Source organism: Streptomyces sp. RLA012 (assembly GCF_056270325.1).
In genome coordinates this window covers 10,981,212-11,002,445 of record NZ_JBWDPA010000002.1, presented here as the reverse complement: position 1 = coordinate 11,002,445, position 21,234 = coordinate 10,981,212, and the positions used below count along the sequence as shown (strand labels likewise).

At 71.5% G+C, this 21,234-nt stretch carries 8 protein-coding genes; all 8 read right to left on the bottom strand.

From position 1 onward, the window contains the following. Positions 1-99: 99 nt before the first annotated feature. Positions 100-4,284 (bottom strand): non-ribosomal peptide synthetase, encoded by a 4,185-nt coding sequence (locus tag RV986_RS50090; RefSeq protein ID WP_475923763.1) that lies wholly within the window; start codon positions 4,282-4,284, stop codon positions 100-102. After that, positions 4,281-11,231, bottom strand: a complete 6,951-nt coding sequence (locus tag RV986_RS50085) for an amino acid adenylation domain-containing protein (protein ID WP_475923762.1) — start codon at positions 11,229-11,231, stop codon at positions 4,281-4,283. The genes RV986_RS50090 and RV986_RS50085 overlap by 4 nt, the downstream gene beginning before the upstream one ends. Then, positions 11,228-14,656 (bottom strand): non-ribosomal peptide synthetase, encoded by a 3,429-nt coding sequence (locus RV986_RS50080; RefSeq protein ID WP_475923761.1) that lies wholly within the window; start codon positions 14,654-14,656, stop codon positions 11,228-11,230. Before RV986_RS50080 ends, RV986_RS50085 begins: the two co-directional genes overlap by 4 nt. A gap of 71 nt (positions 14,657-14,727) precedes the next feature. Continuing rightward, positions 14,728-14,961, bottom strand: coding sequence for an MbtH family protein (locus tag RV986_RS50075; protein ID WP_475923760.1), 234 nt, complete (start codon positions 14,959-14,961; stop codon positions 14,728-14,730). Next, positions 14,939-16,222, bottom strand: a complete 1,284-nt coding sequence (locus RV986_RS50070) for an MFS transporter (RefSeq protein ID WP_475923759.1) — start codon at positions 16,220-16,222, stop codon at positions 14,939-14,941. Before RV986_RS50070 ends, RV986_RS50075 begins: the two co-directional genes overlap by 23 nt. A gap of 24 nt (positions 16,223-16,246) precedes the next feature. Continuing rightward, positions 16,247-17,188 (bottom strand): TauD/TfdA family dioxygenase, encoded by a 942-nt coding sequence (locus RV986_RS50065; protein WP_475923758.1) that lies wholly within the window; start codon positions 17,186-17,188, stop codon positions 16,247-16,249. Continuing rightward, positions 17,185-19,116: a RiPP maturation radical SAM C-methyltransferase gene (locus RV986_RS50060; protein ID WP_475923757.1), complete on the bottom strand. Its 1,932-nt coding sequence runs from the start codon at positions 19,114-19,116 to the stop codon at positions 17,185-17,187. Before RV986_RS50060 ends, RV986_RS50065 begins: the two co-directional genes overlap by 4 nt. 622 nt (positions 19,117-19,738) lie before the next feature. Next, entirely contained in the window at positions 19,739-21,223 is a 1,485-nt protein-coding gene (locus RV986_RS50055; protein WP_475923756.1) for a glycoside hydrolase family 76 protein, read from the bottom strand. Between the last annotated feature and the right edge of the window lie 11 nt (positions 21,224-21,234).

The window sequence follows — 21,234 nt, the reverse complement described above, 5'->3', positions numbered from 1 at the left end:
GCGCCGGGGGGCGTCCTTCCCGTGCGCGAAGTCCGTGAGACTTCATCGTCCCCCTCCCCGGCTCCCGCAAGCTCGAACGCATCGAGGAGAGAAGGTGCTCTATCGCGTGATCTGTTCGATCAGCCGCGCCAGTTCGTCCACGTACGGCGGCTCGAACAGTGTCAGATGGTCTCCTTCCAGCACATGGTGGTTCATCGCCGAGACATCGCAGAACCGGGACCAGTTGCGGGTCGCGGCACGCAGGAAGTCCCGGTCGTGTTTGTCGGCCTGCACGAACGTGACCGGACCGGCGTACGGCTCCGCGCGGTAGGCCCGGGCCGCCCGCTTGTGGGCACGGTCGGTGCGCCACCTGAGACGCAGACGAAGGCGCTCGTCGACGGTCTGCCCGTCGTCGCGCGCGCCGTTGTCCCATGCTCCGTCGCCCGCCTCCTCCTGACCATCGATATCCCGACCCTCGTCCTCCTCGAACTCCGGGAGTTGTTCTGCCAGGTAGCTCTCGACGAGGAAGAGCATCCCGGCCCGCTCCCCCCGTTGTTCCAGCAGCCGGGCCATTTCGAAGGCCACGAGACCGCCCATGGACCAGCCGAGCAGCAGGTACGGGCCGGACGGTGCCACGGTCTGGATGGCCTCCAGATAACGTGCGGCCAGAGACTCGACGCTCTGCCCTTCGTCATCCAGCGAGGCGTCCAAGGGCGGCGCCTGGAGAGCATGGAGCGGGCGGCGCAGTGCGGAGCAGGCGGCCAGATGGCGGAAGCCGATGGCCTCGCCACCCGCCGGATGGACGCAGAACAGCGGGACACCCTCACCCTGCGGCTTCAGAGGAACGAGGTCGGCCGTGGGGCGGGCGACGGTGTCCGCCTTGAGCAGACGGGCCAGGCGCCTCGGGGTGGCCGGCCTTTCCGGCCCCGGCTCCCCTACCCACTCCGGCACCGGCTCCCCTACCCGCCCCGACTCCCGCTCCCGCTCCCGCTCCGGCTCCGGCTCCGGCTCCGGCTCCGAGAACAGAACGGGTACCGGCAGTTCGGTGCCGAACTCGCCGTTCAGCCTGGCGATCAGCCGGACCGCCAGCAGGGAGTGGCCGCCGAGTTCGAAGAAGTCCTCGTCCACCCCGACCGAAGCGACGCCGAGCAGGTCCTGGAAGATCCGGGCGACGGCACCTTCCACGGCATCGCGCGGCGGCTCAACGGTCCGGCCCGCCGAGCGGGCGAGCCCGGCGGCCCCGCTCGTGGAGGTGAGGGCGCGCACGGCCGCCTGATCCACCTTGCCGTTCGGTGTCAGGGGTATCGCATCGGACCTGGCATACGTCAGGGGTACGAACTGGGCCGGCAGCCGCTCGCTCAGAAAGGCGCGCAGGGTTTCCGGAGCCGTGTCGGGAGAGTCGGGGCCGCCGACACCCTTGGCGGCGGCGACCACGCAGGCGGCCAGATGATCGCCGCGTTCCGCGTCCGTGACCGGCACGACGGCCGCGTCCCGCACGCCGGGATGGCGGAGCAGCGCGGCCCGGATCTCCTCGGGCTCCACCCGCACTCCGTTGATCTTGACCTGCTCGTCGGCACGTCCCAGAAACCGGATCAGGCCGTCCGGGTCGACGCAGGCCAGGTCTCCGGTGCGGTAGAGGCGGCTGCCGGCGCGTGGCGAGAACGGATGCGGTACGAACCGTTCGGCGGTGGCGTCCGCGGCGCCCAGGTATCCGCGGGCGAGGCATTCGCCTCCGACGTAGATCTCTCCCGGTACGCCCACGGCCACGGGGTCGAGGGCACTGTCCAGCACGAGCACCTCTGCATGGTCGATCGGTCGGCCGGTGGGGACCGGGCCGGGTCCGTCGTCGACGCCGACCTCGTGGACGCACACACCGACGGCGGTCTCGGTCGGGCCGTACTCGTTGAAGACCCTCGTCCCCGGTGCGTGGGCCAGCCAGCTGCCGACCGCCTCGCCGTCGAGGGCCTCACCGCCGAGGACGAGCGAGCTCACGGTGCCGGCCAAGTCCCCCGGTTCCACGGTGTGGTTGACGACCTTGAGATGCGAGGGGGTGAGCTTGAGCAGGTCCAGGCCCGACCGGTCGGCCAGGTCCGCCGACAGGGCGAAGGCGTCCCGCCAGGCAGGGTCGAGGTGCACAGGACGCCCGGTGATCAGAGGGAGGAACAGGCTCGTCACCGTGAGATCGAAGGCGATCGAGGAGTGCGCCATCGCTCCACCGTCGTTGGCGTCGCCGTCACCAGCGCCCTCGCCGACGTACGTCCGAGCGCTCCACACCAGGTAGTTACAGACGGCCCGGTGCGGGAGCATCACCCCCTTCGATGCCCCGGTGGATCCGGAGGTGAACATGACGTACGCGAGGTTGTCGGGCTGTACGCCCATCGGCAGGGGGCGCTCGGCCTCCAGGTCCGCGCCGTCGAGCGGAAGATCGCGCAGGTCGATCCTCTCGACCGCCTCGACCGGCTCAAGCGGCTCAACCGGCTCGACCGCCTCGACCGGCTCAAGCGGCTCAAGCGGCTCAACCGGCTCGACCGCCTCGACCGGCTCAAGCGGCTCAAGCGGCTCAAGCGGCTCGACCGCACCGACCTGCTCGGTGGTGTCTGCCGCCTCCAGTCCGTCCGTGAGCAGCAACCGGCATCCCGCCCGTGCCAGCAACTCCCGTGCCCGCAGCGGCGGCAGTTCCGGGTCGAGCGGCACATACGCTCCCCCGGCCTTGAGTACGGCCAGCAGTGCCACGATCAGCTGCGCGGAGTGCGCCGCGCTCACCGCCACCGGGGTTTCGACACCGACGCCCCGCGCCCGCAGCAGCCGAGCCCATCGGTTCGCCCGGGCTTCGAGCTCCCGGAAGGTCAGCCTCTCGGCGCCCGCCACCACGGCGACGGCGTCCGGGGTGCGGCGCGCCTGCCGCTCGACGAGCCGGTGCAGGCAGTGGCCGTCCTGCGGTTGCGGCAGGGCCTCCCGGTGCGGGACCGGGCCGGTCGCCCGAGGCAGGGCCGCCTCGCGTACGGGGGTGGCGGGCGCGGCGAGGAGCCCGGCGAGCAGCGTCGCGTACTGGTCCGAGAGGATCCGCACATAGGCGTCCTCGAACTGTTCGCCGTCGTAGTGCCACTCCGTCCGGGCCTCTGTCGTGCCCAGTGCGCAGGTCAGTCTCAGGGCGTGGTGCTCGGTCTCCACGTCGTGCCGGGCCACGGCGAACATTCCGCCGACGCCACCGGCGACGTCAGGGGCGGCGTCAGGGGCGGCGTCAGGGGCGGCGACCTCACAGACGAAGCCGATGTCGCGGGCCGCCGGGTCCGTGAGACCGGTGGCGAGGGTGTCCTCGTGGGCGTCGTCGGCCGCGGACAGCGCACGTTCGGCGCGGGAGGCGAGGGCGTCGAAGACCAGGCCGGGGTCGATCCGGGCGCTCACATCGGTCCACGAGGCGAAGTGGCCGAGGCCGTCGGCGGTCTCCTCGTACTCCCGGCCGGTGAGCATGGTGCTGACGGTGACGGCGCGCTGCCCGCTGATCCTCCACAGCAGTGCCTGCCAGCAGGCCAGCAGGACCGCCCCGGGCCGTACACGCCGCCGCTGGGCGTAGGCGTGGACGGCGGCCGCGACGCCGTCCGGCAGCCGTGCGCCGACGGTACGGCGGTCCGGTCGGCCGGCGCCGGCGCGGTGTCGGCGCAGCGGCAGGGGCAGGGGGGACACGGGCCCGGCGTGCGGGGCCGTGGGCGGCGCGTCCTCGCCGAACTCCTGGTGCTGCCACTCCGCGAACTGGCTGTACTGCAGGACCTCGTCGGTGGGCGGCGATCCCGCGTACCGACGTGCCAGTTCGTCGGCGAGCAGCCGCAGCGCATGCCCGTCGGCGGCCAGGGCCGTGGTGGAGAGCAGCAGTTCGTGCCGCCGGGGGCCGAGGGTGAAGAGCACCGCTCTCAGGAGCGGATCGTCCGGGCCGCCGTGCGGCAGGTCCCGCCGGGCGCGGGCCTCCCGGTCGATCCACTGCCGCTGCGCCGCCGCGTCGAGGTGCCGCAGGTCCTCGTACGACCAGTGCGGGCGCAGCCGGTCCGCGTCATGGACGACGAGCAGCGCGGTGCGTACGCCCGGCACCCGCTGGTACCTGGAGCGCAGGATCTCGTGCCGGGTCACCGCGCCGTGCAGCGCGGCGGCCAGGCGGTCGGTGTCCAGGTCTCCGTCGGCGGTGATCAGCAGCTGCGCCCAGGACGGCACTCCGCGTTCGGCGAGCCGCCACAGCCGCTGCTGCTGGAACGACAGCCGGTAGCCCTCCACCTGCTGGATGTGCTGTGGCCGTGGCTGTGGTTGCGTCGTCACTGGTACCTCACCATGTCCCCCATGGCGACGAGCAGTTCACGTTCGCCCCGGAAGGGGTTGCGGGCGTGTGCGGTGAGGATGTTGTCCAACAACAGCACGTCGCCGCGCTCCCAGGGGAAGACGATCTCCAACTCGCCGTACACGCGCAGGATTTCGTGCATGGCCTCGTCGGGGATCGGTGTTCCGTCGCCGAAGTGGCAGCTGCGCGGGAGTTCGTCCGGGGCCATGGTGGACAGCAGCGACGCGCGGACCTCCGTACCGAGGCAGGCGGTGTGCCAGTGCTGTGCCTGGTTGAACCAGGACCACTCTCCGGTGCGCGGGTGGCGCAGCACGGCGGGGCGTACGGCGGTCGTGCGCAGCCGGTCGCCGTGCCACGCGTGTGCGAGGCCCTGTTCGGCGCAGCGGGCCTCGGCCTCGGCCCGGTCGTTCGTCCGGAAGACGTCCCGCCAGTCGAGCCCGAGCCCGGTGCCGTAGTTGCGTACGTACCGGATCCCCTTGGCGGTGAACTCCTCGCGCAGCACCGGGTCCAGTCTCCGGTGCACGGCACGGCTGTCGACCACCGGTGTCTCGCCGCCGGACGCGGCCGGACGGGAGCAGCAGAACCAGATACGGGTCGGGCCCCGGTCGTTGAAGGAGTTCTCGTTGTGCCAGAGCAGTTTCTCCTCCGGTGGGAAGAACACCGGGGTGTAGACGTTGCCGCCGAGGGCGGCGCGCGGGTGCTCGCCGTTCTCGCCGAAGAGGCCGTCGACGAACACGGACGCGAAGCGCTCCAGGGCCGGGGGCTCGGTGACTCCGAAGCCGCGGAACAGCAGGGCGCCGTGCCGGTCCAGATCCGCGTCGAGTTCGGCGCGGTGGGCCCGCGCCCAGGCCACCGGGTCGACGTCGGCGCGGGCCGGCCTGAGGACGACCGGAAGGTCCGTGCCCTCCCGCAGCCGCTCGCGTACGACGGCGTCACCCGAGGTCAGAGCGACCTTGGTGGGGGTGATCCCGCGCAGTGCCCCGGGGCCGCGCCGCCTGCCGCGCCCCGGCGCGGTGGTGGCCGCGGACGCCGGCGTGGGCAGGGGGACATCGGCGATCGAGGCGTCGGGGCGGGCGGCCATGTCCGCGACCAGGGCGGTGTACTGCTCGCGCAGCTCTTCCATGGTGGAGGCGTCGAAGATCTCGGGGTCGTAGTTGAGGAACCCGGCGATCCCGTCGTCGTCCTCCTCCAGTACGAGGGTGATGTCGAAGCGGCTGGTGTCGATGAGGTCGACGGTGAACGGGCTCATCCGCAGGTCCGCCATGCCGTCGGCGGCCCGTCGGTTGCTGTTGAGCACGAGCTTGACCTGGAACAGCGGGCTCTGGTTGCGGGTGCGGGGCGGGCTGAGGGCCTTGACAATCTCCTCGAACGGGAGGTCCTGGTGGGCGTACGCGTCCAGGGCCAGCGCCTTGGTGCGGCCGAGCAGGTCCCGCCAGGTCGGCGCGCCGGTGAGGTCGGCGCGCAGCACGATCTGGTTGACGAAGAAGCCGATCAGCGGTTCGGTCCTGGTGTCGGAGCGGCCCGCCACATCCGAGCCGACGACGAGATCGGTCTCCCCGGTCCGCCGGTTCAGCACCGCGTACAGCGCGGCGAGCAGCGCCATGAACAGCGTGCTGTCCTCGTCCCGGCACAGTGTGCGCACCTCGTCCGCCGTTCCGGCCGGGATACGGAAGCGCAGGCTTTCCCCCCGGTGCTCGGGGTTGGCCGGCCGGGGCCGGTCGAGCGGCAGCCCCGGCAGGTCGAGGATGCCCCGCAGCCGCCCCGTCCAGTGCTCCACGAGCCGGTCGAAGTGGCCTGCTTCGGCGAGCCGGCGCTGCCAGATCGTGTAGTCCGCGTACTGCACGGGCAGCTCCGCCAGCCGGTGCGCGCGGCCTTCACGGCCCGCCGTGTACAGCTCGGCCAGCTCTTCCAGGAGCGCGGCGGCCGACCAGCCGTCCACGGTGACGTGGTGGGCCGTCAGCAGCAGCACATGGTCGGCCGTGCCCAGTCGGAGCAGAGCGGCCCGCAGTGCCGGCCCGGTGCCCAGGTCGAAGGGCTCGGCGTACTGCTCCCTCGCCAGCCGCTGCGCCTCGCGCTCGCGTCGCTCCGGCGGGTGGGCGGTCAGGTCGGTGACCGGCAGGCCGGGCGGCCCGACGGGCAGTACGGTCTGGAACGCCTGTCCGTCGCGGGCGGTGATCACGGTCCGGAGCACCTCGTGCCGCCGTACGATCTCCGCGACCGCCCCGCGCAGCAGTTCGATGTCGAGTTCACCGGCCAGCCGTACGAAGACCGGGAAGTTGTACTGCGAGGTGCCCGGGTTCAGTTGGTGGAGGAACCACAGGCGCTCCTGGGCGAAGGAGGCCGGTACGGTCCGCTCCCGTTCGACGGGGACCAGCGCGGGCAGCGAGGGGCGGTTCTTCTCGGCGACCAGGCCGTCGACGAGCGCGGACAGTCCGGCGAGCGTGGACGCGTCGAAGGGACCGCGGACCGGCACCTCCACCTCGAACTCCTCGCGCAGCCGGAAGACCAGCCGGAAGGTGAGCAGGGAGTGGCCGCCGAGGTCGAAGAAGTCGTCCTGGGCCCGGATGCCGTCGCGGCCGAGGAGTTCGCTCCAGATGGCCGCCATCCGCCGTTCGGTCGGAGTCGGTTCGGCCTCCGGCTGCGCCGCCGGTGCCCCGGTGTCGTCCTCGGCCAGGGCGTCGGAGGTCTCCAGCAGGTGCGCGAGTGCGGCGCGGTCCACCTTGCCGTTGGCGGTGAGGGGTATCCGGCGCAGCACCACGGAGCGCGCCGGGAGCATGTGACCGGGCAGCCGTTCGCCGAGCCGGGCCGCGATCCCGGGCAGTTCGGCGAGTGCCGCCGGACGCCACAGCGGCTCGTTCGCCGGACGGGCCGGAGATCGGGTGGCGTCGTCCCCTGGTATCGGAGGTACGGGTACGGAGGCGGTTCCGGCACGGTGCAGCAGGAGGTCGAAGGAGCCGTCGGGCCGGCCTGCCGCCCAGCTCGATTCGGCCTCGTACGCGTGGCGTTCGGCCAGCCGGTGCAGGGCCTCGGGGTCGACTCCCGTGCGTACGGCGTCCGGTGCGGCACCGGAGAGCCGGGCCAGCAGCCGCAGGTCCTCCCCCAGGCGGGAGTTGGGGATGCCGCGGAGCGCGAGCCGGTCGGGGCGTTCGTCGTCGAGCAGGGTGGCCAGGGTGTCGAGGTCCAGGCCGGTTGCCTGCCAGTCGCGCCACCGGGGTGGCTCGTGCGCGGGGTGATCGCCCGGTGGCTGCTCACCGTCGACCCTGATCACGACGTCGTAGCGGTACCGGGTCAGTTCGTTGTCGGCCGTCCCTCGCTTCGGAAGTATTCGTACGCGTGAGACACGGGGCCACCGCAGGGGCAGATCGCGGAAGAGCCGGGGGTCGAGGCAGAGTTCGTTCTCGCACTCCACGCGCCAGGCGGTTTCCGCCCGCAGAGTGGCGTCGGGCGTTGCCGGGTCCGACCGGTGGGCGGTCACGGAGGCGTGGAAGGCGTCCAGGAGAGCGAGGTTGCGCAGGTCGCCGAGGAAGATGTGGCCGCCGGCGGGCATCGCGTCGAGGGCCTTCTCCAGGACACCGAGCAGGTAGTCCACGGACGGGAAGTACTGGACGACGGAGTTCAGGATGACGGTGTCGTAGCGCTCCCCGGCCCGGACCGCGAGATGGGCGGGGTCGGCGCGCAGTGCGATCCGCGCCGGGCCCGCCCCTCCCGCCCCGCCGGTCTCGCGCCGCAGGCGGTCGACGACCCGCTCGGACAGGTCGATGCCTTGGTAGAAGTCGCAGTCCGGGGCGACCCGGGAGAGGATCAGGCCGGTGCCGCAGCCGATCTCCAGTGCCCGGCTGGGCCGCAGCTCGCGGATCCGGCCGACCGTCGCGTCCAGCCACTCGCCCATCGCGTCGGCTCCGAGGGGCTCGCCGGTATAACTGCTGTTCCAGCCGGTGAGGTCGAACCGCGGGTCGGCGGGACTGCCGGCCGCGCCGTAGGTGTCCTCGTACAGGGTCCGCCAGTGGTCGACCCAGTCGTTCTCGGCCCGTGTCCCGGTGCCGGGTCGCGGGCTGACGAAGGCCACCAGTTGCCGGTCCTGGGGGGTCCGGCCGTGCACGATCACCGCGGTGTCCCGGACCGCCGGGTCCTGGGCCAGAGCGGCGGCCACCTCGTCCGGCTCGACGCGGTGCCCGCGGATCTTCACCTGGTCGTCGAGGCGTCCCAGATACTCCAGCTCGCCCGTGGCCAGCCGTCGCACGCGGTCGCCCGTCCGGTACAGGCGACCGCCCGGCCGGTCGCCGAAGGGGTCGGGGACGAAGTGCTCCGCGGTCGGACCGGGGCGGTTCCAGTAGCCGTGGCAGACCCCGGCACCGCCGACGTACAGCTCGCCGGGCGCGCCCACCGGCACGACGCCCATGGCCTCGTCGAGGACGTACAGCCGTACGTTGTCGATGGGCGTCCCGATCGGGACCCGGCCGAAGCCGTCGGCCGGGTGTTCACTGAGGTGCGCGGCGCAGGCCACCGCCGTTTCGGTGGGTCCGTACTCGTTGACGAGGCGCGGCCGGCCGGGTGCCGCGCGCCAGGCCGAGAGCCGTTCCTCGTGCAGTTCCTCGCCTCCGACGACGAGGGTGCGGGTCCAGTGCCCGGCACGGGCCGGTGCGGCGGAGTCCTCCAGCATCCTCAGGTGTGACGGAGTGAGCTTGACGAACGCGAGGTCCGAATCGGAGGCGGCGGACGCGCGCAGAGCCTCGCCGGGCGCGCCGGAGTCGTCGGGGAACACCAGCCGCCGGCCGGCCAGCAGCGGCGCGAACAGGCTCGTCACGGTCAGGTCGAAGGCCAGCGAGGAGTGCACCGGGACGCCGCCGCCCGCTTCCGGCGGGAGGAACGCTTCCACGGCCCACAGCAGGTAGTTGGCGACCTGCCGGTGCGAGAGCATGGCGCCCTTGGGCCCGCCGGTCGATCCCGAGGTGTACATCAGGTACATGAGGTCGTCGGGGCCGGTGTCCCCGTCCGGCGGTCTCTCCGCCTCCGTCTCGGCCGGGTCCACGGTGAGGACCGGGAGGTCCGGCAGTCCCGCCGGGGTACCGGTCCGCCCGTCGGTCACCAGCAGTGCGGCCCCGCTGTCGCGGAGCATGTGCGCGAGCCGGGGCTTCGGGTACGCCGGGTCCAACGCCACATAGGCGGCACCGGACTTCAGTACGCCGAGCAGCGCGATCGCCGCCTCGGGCGTCCGCGGGAGCAGCAGCGCGACCACGCTGCCGCGGTGTGCGCCCAGGTCGCGCAGCCGGTGGGCGAGCCCGTTGGCGCGGCGGTCGAGGTCCCGGTACGTCAGGTCGGGGCGGTCCGGCGCCGTGACGGCGACCGCGTCGGGGGTGGCGTGCGCCTGCTCGGCGAAGAGCCGGTCCACCCGCATGTCCGCGGGGCGGTCGGCGCGGGTGCCGTTCCAGCCGTGGAGGGCCTGCTCGGTCTCCTCGGCCGTCAGCAGCGGCAGTTCGCCGATCCGGGCGGTGGGGTCGGTGGGGACCGCGGAAAGGAGGACGGCCAGGGAGCGGGCGAGCCGCTCGCCGGTGGAGGTGTCGAACAGGTCGGTGGCGTGGATGAGGCGGCACTCCAGTCCGGCGCCGGTCTCCCAGATGTTCAGGTCGAGATCGAAGCGGGCGCTGTCGTGGTCGAGGTGGTCCAGCGGGGTGAGGGTGATCCCGTCCGGAAGGGTGCGGTCCGGGCGCGGCGGGGTGTTGTGCAGGGTGAAGTTGACCTGGTAGATCGGGTTGCGGCCGGGGGCGCGCTCCGGGTGCAGCCGTTGGGCGACCAGGTCGAGGGGGACGTCCTGGTTCTCGTACGCCTCCAGGCAGGTGGTGCGGACCTCGGCGAGGAAGTCCTCGAAGGACAGGAGCGGGTGGACCCGGGAGCGCAGGGGCACCGAGTTGGCGAAGAATCCGACCAGGTCGTGAAAGCCCCGGTAGCGCCGGTTGGCGACCGGGGTACCGACCACGACGTCGGGCAGGCCGCCGTATCGGGCGAGCACGATCTGGAACGCGGCGAGCAGCACCATGAACAAGGTGGTGCCGGTGTCCGCCGCCAGCCGCCGCAATGCGTCGCTCGTCTTGGCGGGGACGGTGAACACCGTGGACGCGGCGCGGTTGCCCGGGGTGTCGGGCCGAGGGCGGTCGGCGGGCAGGGGCATCGGATCCGGGGCGTCGGTCAGACGGCGTTCCCAGTAGTCCAGCTGGCTCGCGGCCTCGGCGCCCTCGGCCCATTCGTGCTGCCAGCGGGCGTATTCGGCGTACTCGACCGTGGGAGCGGGCAGTTCGGCCGCCCGGCCGTCGAGGCGGGCGCCGTAGACGATGCCCAGGTCGTCGAGGAAGACGCCGAGGGACCAGCCGTCGACGACCGCGTGGTGGAAGGTGAGCGCGAGTACGGCGTCGTCCTCGGCCAGGCGCAGCAGCCGGAACCGGACGAGCGGCCCGGTGGCCAGGTCGAAGGGCTTCGCGGCGTCGGCCAGGGCGAGCCGCTCGGCCTGCGCGGGCCGGTCCGCCGCCGGGAGCGCGGTGAGGTCCACGACGGGCAGCGGTCGGTGCTGATGCGGCAGTACGCGCTGGACGGTGCGGCCCTCCCGGACCGGGAGGACGGTGCGCAGGACGGCATGGCGCACCAGCAGGTCGTTCAGGGCGTGTTCGAGGGCCTTGTCGTCCAGCCGTCCGGCGATCCGGTGGACGACGGGGCTGTTGTAGGCGGGGTTGTCCGGGTCGAGCCCGGCCAGGAACGCCATCCGGCGCTGGGTGAAGGACGCGGGGGCCTCACCGTCGTCGTCCAGGGCCGGCAGCCCGGTGGGAACGCCCCGTTCCCACATGCGCTGGCGCAGCAGGGCCCGTCGGTCCGCGGGGAGTTGTCCGATCCTGTGGAGCAGGTCGTCGTCGATCGCGTCGGCCTGTGTCGTGGCGTTCATCGCGCGGCTCCCCCCGTTCGTCCGTCGGCGCGCCGGGCTTCGGCGAGCCGCTCCAGTTCGGCCACCAGGCCGTCGAGTTGATCCGTGTCGTCGGCCGGTTCGGCGGTTTTCGGTACGCGGGGTGCCGTGCCCGCCCGCCGCTCGATCTCGGTGGCGAGTCCGGAGATCGTGGGCATGTCGAAGAGGGTGCGCAGCGGCAGTTCGACGCCGAGCCGCTCACGGACGGCGGTGCGCACCACGGAGGCGAGCAGCGAATGGCCGCCGATCAGGAAGAAGCTGTCGTGCACCCCGAAGGCCCGTACTTTCAGCGCGTCCGCCCAGATCTCCCACAGCGCGCGCTCCGTCGCGGTCCTGGGTGCCACGGAGCCGGCGTCCGGCGGAGCCGTGCCGTCCTCGGCGATGCCGGGCAGCGCCCGCGCGTCGATCTTCCCGCTGGCCGTCGTGGGCAGCGCGTCGAGCGGGACGACATGGCCGGGCACCATGTGGGAGGGCAGCCGGTCGCGCAGTTCGCCCAGTATCCCGGCCGCGGAGGGCGACCGGCCGGTCCGCGGTACGACGTAGGCGACGAGCCGCCGGTCCCCCGCGACGTCGACGGCCCGCACGACGCACTCCCGTACGTCCTCGCGGGCCAGCAGCACCGCCTCGATCTCACCCGGTTCGATGCGGTAGCCCCGGATCTTCACCTGCTGGTCGGCCCGGCCGAGGAAGTCCAGGGCCCCGTCCGGGAGTCGGCGCACCCGGTCGCCGGTGCGGTACATCGTCGCCCCCGGCTCGGAACCGAACGGGTCGGGCAGGAACCGCTCCGCCGTGCGGCCGGGGCGGCGCAGATAGCCGCGGGCGACCCCGAGCCCGCCCACATACAGTTCACCGGCCACGCCGATGGGGACCGGATGCAGTTCCTCGTCGAGCACGTGCAGCGTGGTGTTGGTGACGGCGGTGCCGATGGGCACGCCGGGGGCGTCGTCCGGCAGCCGATCCGCCCGGTACGTCGTGGAGAAGGTGGCGTTCTCGCTGGGGCCGTAGCCGTTGTGGAGGTGCTCGGGCGGCGCGCCACCGCGCAGCACCGTGCGGGTGCGCCGGGGGTCCATCACCTCGCCGACGACGAACAGGTGGCGCAGTCCGCCGAAGGCACGTGGGTCGATGTCGGCCACGCGGTTGAAGAGGGTGCCGGTGAGGGAGACGACGGTCGGCCGCAGTTCCCGGAGTGCGGCCGACACCTCGTCGGGGCCGAGCGGTTCGTCGCCCGGCAGTACGGCGACCCGGGCGCCGTTGCACAGCGCTCCCCACACCTCGAAGGCGGTGATGTCGAAGGCCGGGTCACCGAGGTGCAGCAGGACGTCGCCGGGGCCGATGGTCACATAGTCGGTCGCGGTGATCAGCCGGACGACGGCCCGGTGGGGTATGCCGACGCCCTTGGGACGGCCGGTCGATCCGGAGGTGTGGACGACGGAGGCGAGGCTTTCGGGGTGGCTGCGGGACGGCACCGCCGCGTCCGGGACGCTGCCGGCGTCCCGTTCGGCGTCCGGGAGCCCGCGGTCGCCCCGTTCGGCGTCGGCGAGCCGGAGCACGGGCACATCGAGACCGCGCAGCCAGGCAGGCGGATCGTCGCGGCAGAGCACGGCTCCGATCCGGGCGTCGTCGGCCATGAACCGCAGCCGTTGCTCGGGGTAGCCGGGATCGAGGACGAGAGGGGCGCCTCCCGCGAACAGGACACCGAGCATGCCCGCGACCAGGTCGGCGGAGCGCTTCATGTGCAGGGCGACGGGGGTGTCCGGCGTGCTGCCGGCCACGGTCAGCGCCCGGGCGATACGGGTGGCGCGCCGCTCCAACCGCTCGTACGTCCACTGTCCGGTGCGGTCGGTGAGGGCGAGGGCGTGCGGGGTGCGGGCCGCCCAGGTCCGGAAGAGCCCGTCCACGGTCGCCGGTTCGGGCAGGGGGCGACCGGTCGCGTTCCAGGTGCTGATGAGGGTCCGGTCCTCGGGCGGCAGTACGAGGATGTCCCCGATCCGGCGGTCGGGGTTCTCGGCGAGGGCGACGAGCAGGGAGCGGAGGACCGCCGCCATGCGGTCCGCCGACTCGTTCCACCACAGGTCGGAGGCGAACCGCAGCTCGGCACGGAGGCCGCCGCGCCGGTCGCTGTCCTGCGTGGTGACGGTTCTGTCCGTGCCGACGGTTCCGTCGACGACCGGAGTGGCGGTTCCGCCGTCGTCCCCGGTGACGGGACCGCCGTCGTCCCCGGCGATCGTGCAGAGCAGGTCGTACGGGGCGGTGGTGTCGTCGAGGTCCAGTGGGGACGTGGTGAGCCCGGCCACGGTGAAGGCCGTCCGAGGGGTGTCCGTCATGGCGAAGACGGCCTGGCACAGGGGGTGGCGGCTCAGGTCCCGTTCCTTGTCGAGGAGCTTGACGAGCCGTCCGAACGGGACATCGGCGTGCCGCCACGCCTCCTCCCGCACCCGTTCGGCACGGCGGACCACCTCCCGGAAGGAGGGACGGCCCGTCAGGTCGGAGCGCAGGACGACCAGGTCCTCGTACGGGCCGAACCCCTGTTGCGAGCGCGCCGGCGGACGTCGGTCCACGGGTGTCCCGAACACCACGTCGTACTGCCCCGTGTACCGCGCCAGCAGGACGGCGAAGCCGGCCGCCAGCACGGTCCGCAGCGCGACTCCTTCCTCCCGTGCCAGCCGCCTCAGGCGATCGGCGTGCACCGCCTCGATCCTCACCCGGCGGCCGGTCCCCCGATGGCTCGGAGTCCGGGGACGGGCGCGGTCGGTCGGCAGGTCGAGCGGCTGGAGTCCCGCGAGCCGCCGCTTCCAGTACTGCGGGCTGCCGTCGTGTGTCTGCCGCTCCAGGTCGGCCCGGTCGGCGTAGGCGGACGGGGGCTCCGGCGCCGCCACCGCCGCGTACGACAGCGCGAGTTCGCCTTCCAGCACGGTCAGCGAGGCGCGGTCGGCGATGATGCGGTGCGCCGTGAGCAGCAGCACGTGCCGGTCCTCGCCGGTGCGCAGCAGTACGGCGCGCAGCAGGGGCGCGGTGTCCAGGGCGAACGGGCGGGCGCTCTCCTCCGCCAGGGCACGGCGCAGCGCCTCGTCCGACATGGGCCCGGAGCTCAGGTCCAGCTGCCGCAGCGGCAGCGCGACCGCTTTGTGCACGGTCCGGCGCGGGCTGTCGGCGTGGGACGTGAAGCCGCTGCGCAGGAGGTCGTGGCGGGCGGTGCAGACCCGTACGGCGGATGCGAGACGGTCGGCGTCCAGCGGACCCTCGACGAGCGTGGCGCAGGAGACGTGGTGGACGGGGTCACCGGCGGCGAACTGCTCCAGGTACCAGAGTCTTTCCTGACCGTAGGAGAGCGGCTGCGGCAGCGTTCCCTCAGGTGTGTCAGGTGTGTCAGAAGTGGCTGTCGGTCGTGCTTCGAGGTCGTCGTGCACGAGTACGTTGCCTTCCCTGGTATGCCGTGTGGTGCGGCGGAGCTGTGACCGTCACGTGCGGTGCGGCGGGATCAGCGGTCCTGCGTCGCCCGCTCGTCCTCCTGCATACGGCGGCGCAGGCTCAGCGGGCGCATGTCGGTCCAGACGTCGTTGATGTGGTCGAGGCACACGCTCTTCGGTCCGCTCGTGCCCACGTCCGACCAGCCGGAGGGGTTGACCCGGTCGGCGGGCCAGATGGAGTACTGCTCCTCGTGGTTGACCACGACCTTGTACAGCCGGTCGTCATCGTCGGGCTGACGCGTCATCGCCTTGGCTCTCCTCTTTCGGTGTACTCCGGGGTGCCCCGGTGCGCTCCGGGTGGCGCTGTCGGATGGGAGTGAAGAAGGCGGCCACGACCACGGCCAGGAAGACGAGAGCCACGCCGGTCAGCGGCCCGCGCGCGCCCAGCCGGCCGACCAGCGCGGTCAGCAGTGCCGCGCCGAGCGGGGCCAGGCTGCCGTGGATCGTCCAGAACGCGGAGGTGACACGGCCGAGCATGTGGTCCGGGGTGACCTGCTGCCGCAGGGACATCGAGCAGATTCCGGCCAGCGCCATCCCGAAGGAGTAGAGGAAGATCGTCACGGCCGCCACGGACACATGCCCCGAGCCTCCGAGGACCAGTACCGACACCGAGCACAGGGTCAGGGAACCGAGCCAGCAGCGGCCGAATCCCCAGGATCGGCGCAGGGTTGCGGTCGCGGCGGCGGCCACACAGGTGCCGATCCCGGCCACCGCCAGAACGTAGCCGACCGTGCGCTCGTCCTGCCCCAGGCCGTGTCGCAGGTGGTAGATGAACACATCGGTCATGCCCAGGCTCATGAAGGTGGTGACGGTGAGCAGCACGGTCAGCGCCCGCAGCACCGGTGTGCGCCACAGGAAGGCGGCACCGGTGAGGAAGCCGGCCCGCAGGGAGTGAGCGGGCTTGTGCTCGGCGGCCGGGGGCTGCTCGGAGTTCCTGAGCCTGATGAACGCCAGGCCCAGGAGCGAGATCCCGAAGCTGCCCGCGTTGATCGCGACGGCGGCCGTGGGACCGAGCAGTCCGGCCACCACGCCGGCCAGGGCCGGGCCCGCGATGTAGGCGACCGCGTTGGTCGCCTCCAGGCGGCTGTTGGCCTCGACGATCTGGTCCTGGTCGACGAGGTTCGCCACGGCGGTGACGTACGTGATCTTGAACAGCATCTCGAAGACGGAGGCCAGTCCCATGGCGACGTACAGCAGCCAGATCTGCGGGCTGACGGCCCAGCAGACCGGGATCGCGCCGTAGAGCAGCAGTCGGGCGGCGTCGCACAGCATCAGCAGCCGTCGCCGGTCGAAGCGGTCGGCCCAGGAGCCGCCGACCAAGCCCGTGAGCAGCGAGCCGACGCCGGCGACGGCGGTGAGCAGGCCCATCTGCGCGGCCGAGCCGGTGGTGTGCAGAACCAGCAGCGGTACGGCCACCAGGGAGAAGGCGTTGCCGACCTCGGACAGCGCCTGGACCGCCCAGAAGACGGAGAAGTTCCGGTTGGACCAGAGCGAACGCGCAGCCATACGAAGGTTCTTCCATCCTGGTGCTCAGTGGTCAGCGGCGTACGGCTCGGCCATCGCGACCGCTATCCGGCGGGGCCCCGTGAACGGCTCACGGCCGTGCGAGACCAGCATGTTGTCGATCACCAGGATGTCGTCCTCCTGGTAGTCGAAGCGGGTCGACACGGCCCGGTAGCAGGCCCGGAGATGGTCCATGACGTCGTCGGGGATGGCCCCGCCGTCGCCGTAGTACGTCTGGCTGGGCAGGTTCTCCTCGCCCAGCATCTCCAGCAGCCCCAGCCGTACGCTCTCCGGCAGGGTGGTGACATGGAAGACGGTCGCGTGGTTGAACCACACGGACTCCCCCGTCACCGGGTGCCGGTGCACGGCGTCGCGTACGGCCCGGGTGCGCAGCCGCCCGCCGTCGAGCCACCGCGCCTCGATGCCCTGGCCCAGGCAGTAACGCTCGACCTCGGCGCGGTCGTCGGTGTTGAACACCTGCTGCCAGGGCAGTCCGATCCGGTCGCCGTAGTTGCGTACGACCAGCCAGCCGCGCCGGGCGAACTCCTGCAGCACCTCGTCGTCGATGGCGGCGAGCACCCGCCGGGTGTCGGCCAGCGGGGTGGCGCCCTGGGTCAGCGGCGGCCGGACACAGTGGAAGTACAGCGTCAGCGGCCAACTCGCCTGGTAGGAGTTCTCGTTGTGCAGGAAGATCTCCTCGCGGGGCGGGTAGTCGGTGGATGTGTAGACGTTCCCCTTGATCACGCTGCGCGGTGAGGACCGCTCGGTGTAGGACAGCGGCTCGCCCGACAGCGCCCGGACGAGGCTCGCGAACCCGTCGGCACCCTGTACGTCGAAGCCGCGCAGCAGCAGCGCGCCGCGCTCGCGCAGGGCGATGCGCAGCTTCTGCCGGTCGGCGCTCAGCCGTTCGGCGGCCGGGCCGCCGTCGCCCTCGACGACCAGCGGGAGCATCGGGGTCCCGACGGTCATCGCTGTGCCTCTCCGAGCACCGGGAGCAGGCGCCGGACGCCGGCCACGGCGGGCTCCTCCCGGGGCGGGTCCTCCGGGTCACCCTCCGCTCCGGTCAGCACCAGGCTCATCACACGGTCGTTCTCGGTGAAGAGGAACCGCCGCTCGGTGAGGTCGACGAGGCGCCGGCGCAGATCGTCGGCGCCCTCCGGCCAGTCCCGCGCCAGTTGGTCGGGCTTGGCCGGGGACGACAGCCGGCGCAGCAGCCGACCCGTCGCCTCGTCGACCGGGCGCACTTCGAGGTCACCGGAGCGGGAGTCCCGGACGGCGAGGCCGTCGTCGGTGGCGACAAGGCGCAGTTCGCGACGCGCCCCGGTCTCGCCGTCCCGGGCGGCGCGCCACTCGGCGACCAGCCGGCTCAGCTCGTCGTGCGACTCGACCGCGGCCAGCATGTACGGGGCGAGGTTCTGGTCGGCGAAGAAGTACGCGAGATCGAAAAGCGCCGACTCGCCGAAGGGATAGGTGAGTTCGTAGTAGTCCACCGGCTTCAGTTCGAGGCCGTACTCGGCACTCCGCTTGTAGTAGGGGCTGAAGCGGTCGAAGCGCACCATGTACACACCGTGCGGCGGTACGAGGTGGACGAAGTCACGCAACTCCTCGACGTACTTGCGGTAGACCGCAGGGTCCTCGCCGGGGAAACCGATCAGCAGGTTCCACTCCGGTTTGATGCCGAACTCCTCGCAGTTCTTGAGGAACTGCAGGTTCTGGAAGGCGGTGGTGCCCTTGCCCATGAGCTTGAGCGTGGAGGACGCGAGGGCCTCGATGCCGGGCTGTACGGCCGTGACGCCGGCGTCCGTCATGGCCCGCAGGTCCTGGCGGCTCAGGGGGAGTTTGACCTCGTAGAAGATCGAGGTGCCGGGCGGCGGGTCGAGCCGGGGGAAGACCTCACGCGGGTAGTTGCGCGGCATGACGTTGTCGGTGCAGAAGAGCGACGAGTATTCGGGCGCGAATTGGAAAAGCCACTCGAACTGCCGGACTGCCAGGTCGGGAGACATGGCGCGGAAGGCCATGCTTTCACCGTTCAGGCCGCAGAAGGTGCAGTGCGAACGCTGTCCCCACCAGCAGCCTCTGGATGTCTCGAAGAACAGCATGGGTTCGCTGGTGCCGGTGCGGCGCAGTTCGGGATGGTTTTCCAGGGCGTCGAAGAAGCTGGCGTAATCGGGCAGGAAGAAGTCGTCGATGTCCCTTTCCGTTCCGATGGCCTTACGGAAACGGGGATCCTGACAGTTACGACTGGAGATGATTCCGGGGATGGTGTCGGCGCGGTCCAAGTCGCCGTCCAGCACGCACTGGACGAATTCCCCGAAGGTGTTGAGCGCGGGCCCGGAGAACACGAAGTCGACCTCCGGGACGTGCTCGGCGACCACCGCCCCCATGGGCGACTCACAGTTCGCGCCGCCCAGCACGGTGAGGGTCTCGGGCCGGCGCTCCTTGATCAGCCGCGCCAGCGCGATGCTCGGCACATGCTGGGCGAACATCGAGCTGAACCCCACGATGTCGGCCTCGTCCAGCCGGTGGCGGTCGATCAGCTCCTCGCAGAAGTCCCGCAGCGCGCCGCGCGCCCGCAGGATCTCCTCGCGGAAGGACTCCCAGCGGGCGCCCCGGTAGTACCGCTGGAAGTAGGCCCTGGAGGTGTCGGGTGCCTCGGGAAAGGCGATCTGTCGGAACAGCCAGTCCCCGACGCCGGTGTCCACATGATCGTGGCTCACCGACAGCGATTCATAGAGACGAGTTCCGAAGAACTCGGCCATGTCCTGGTTCAGGTAGCACACTTGCGTCCGCACCTGGTCGTCGAATTCCCGCTGAACGAGAGTCGACAGCTGCCCCAGAGCGAATGAAGGACGATTCCAGTCGGCAAAAGGCATGTTGACAAGAGCAACGTGCAGCACTCGTGGCCTCCCCTGTAACCATTCAATCCGAAGCCTAATCCCAACTCTTCTCCCTCGGCACTGCCCGTTCAGGCCAACACGGATACGCCGGCTCAACGCCCCCATTCCGCACCGATCGTGTTCGACATCCGATCCCACCCGGACGCGTTCGCCGTGGTCCACCGCCTGTTGGCGGGAGAGGTCCGCCTTCCGCGACGGAGGTTCGAGAGACGCCCGCCGACGTGCGGCGGGGGGGCAGTCCCGGCCACACGGGCGCGGCGACGCCCGTCGGGACGCCGGTGAGCCTGCCCGGGCTCATGGACGTGGCGCCCGCATCGCGTTGCGATGGCAGGCGCCCTCCGACACGTCGCCGGCGAAGGCTGGTTCGTCCCACTTCCGCAAGGGCCGCTCCGAAGGGCAGGCGGCAGTCGAAACCCGCCGCATCCGGTTGGCCTCTTGACCTCGCGACCTTCCAGGCCCGGCAGACCGGCGGTGGCGGCAGTGCGCAGATGGCCACCTGGCGCATCGGGTACACCATCCCTGGCATCCGGGACTGGATCATGCGTCGGAGCCGGTAGGCAGCTCTCGGATGGTGAGGCCGGCTCCGCGAAGCCGGCCTCACCACAGTGATCCGCCCCCTGGGTCAGAAGGCCGCGTTCATCAGATCGACCGCGGACTGCTGACGGGCGGCGTCGGTCGTGTCGAGGGGGCCGGCCCAGTGGAGGCCGTAGGCGTCGAGGGGGGTGCGGTCGTTGGCGTAGGCGGAGTCGGCCTGACGGCGGATGTAGGAGGTGTAGGGGCGGTCGGGGAGCTGGGCGTTGAAGGCGCCCAGGCCTCGGATGTAGGCACCCTTGAAGGAGGGTCCGTCGGCGCCGCAGTCACCGGTCTCGCAGGGCTCGCGCAGGATTCCGCCGGAGTTCAGCGAGGCGGAGGTGGTCGAGGCGTCACCGATCTGACGGCCCGTGGTGAGCAGGGCGGAGTTCCCGGTGGCGCGGTAGAGCTCCGCGAGGCCGCCGAGGAGGACGCCCTGGTTGTACGACCAGGCGGTGGCGCCGTTGTTGGTGCAGGTCGCGAGGTTGATGCCGTCGTTGACCAGATGGGACCCGTTGATCATGGCGGTGCCCTGGAACCATGACCACTCCGCGTTCGCGCGGGCGAGATAGGCCGTGTCGCCGGGGATACGGTTGTGGAGCGCGGCGTTCAGCTCCAGGAAGAGGGAGTTGGCGATGGCGTTCTTGTAGGTCTTGGCGGTGCTCCACCAGACACCGCCGCCGCACGTCGAGTCCCAGTACCGCTGCATGTAGTCCGCGTCGGCGCGGGCGGTGTTCAGGTACCTGCTGTCACCGGTCAGGTCGTACGCGGCGACCCAGGCCAGGCCCCACCACCCGGTGTCGTCGATGTAGTCGTTGGTGAAGTTGCCGCCCTGTGCGGACAGGTTGAGGTCGTAGGTCCTGGCGATGGCGTACTTGTAGCTGCCCATGCCGGTGACCTGAATGTTGTTGACGAGGGCGGTCAGCGCGTTCGCCGAGTTCCACCAACCAGTGGTGTCGAACAGGCCGGTGCCGAGGTTGTACGACTGCATCAGCGCGGTGGCCGCGGCGGTCGGGCGGCTGCCCGCGTTCCAGGTCGTACGGGCCCAGGCCGTGCAGGCGATCTCGCTGCGGTTGCCGGCTTTGCCGCAGGCGCGGAGGGCGCCGACGCCGAGGTTGTTCCAGTCGTCGACGTTGTACATCAGGGTGCGCCAGCCGGTCTGGCCCGAGGGGACCGTGGTGTCGCCCAGCTTGCTGCCGGAGGTCCAGGTGCGGCCCCCGTCGAAGGAGCGGTCGAGCCAGACCTCGTCGGTGGGGCTGCCGTTGGTGATCGAGGCCCAGCCCATGGCGTCGGTGTCGTCGAAGTGGAGGGCGATGCTGCGGGAGTAGATGGTCGCGGTCACCGGCTGGCGGTCCTGGGGGGACAGCGCCGGGTCACGGGCGTCGCAGTACTTGTTGCAGATGGTCGCCTGCGCTGCTGTGGTCGCGGCTTCGGCGGTTACGGATGCCGGGATCAGGAGAGCCAGGGATACGGCGATCGCGAGCAGACCGCCTCCGAGCACGCGTGCTCTTCTTGCCCTTCTTGGCTTTGAGTGCATGTCAGCTCCGT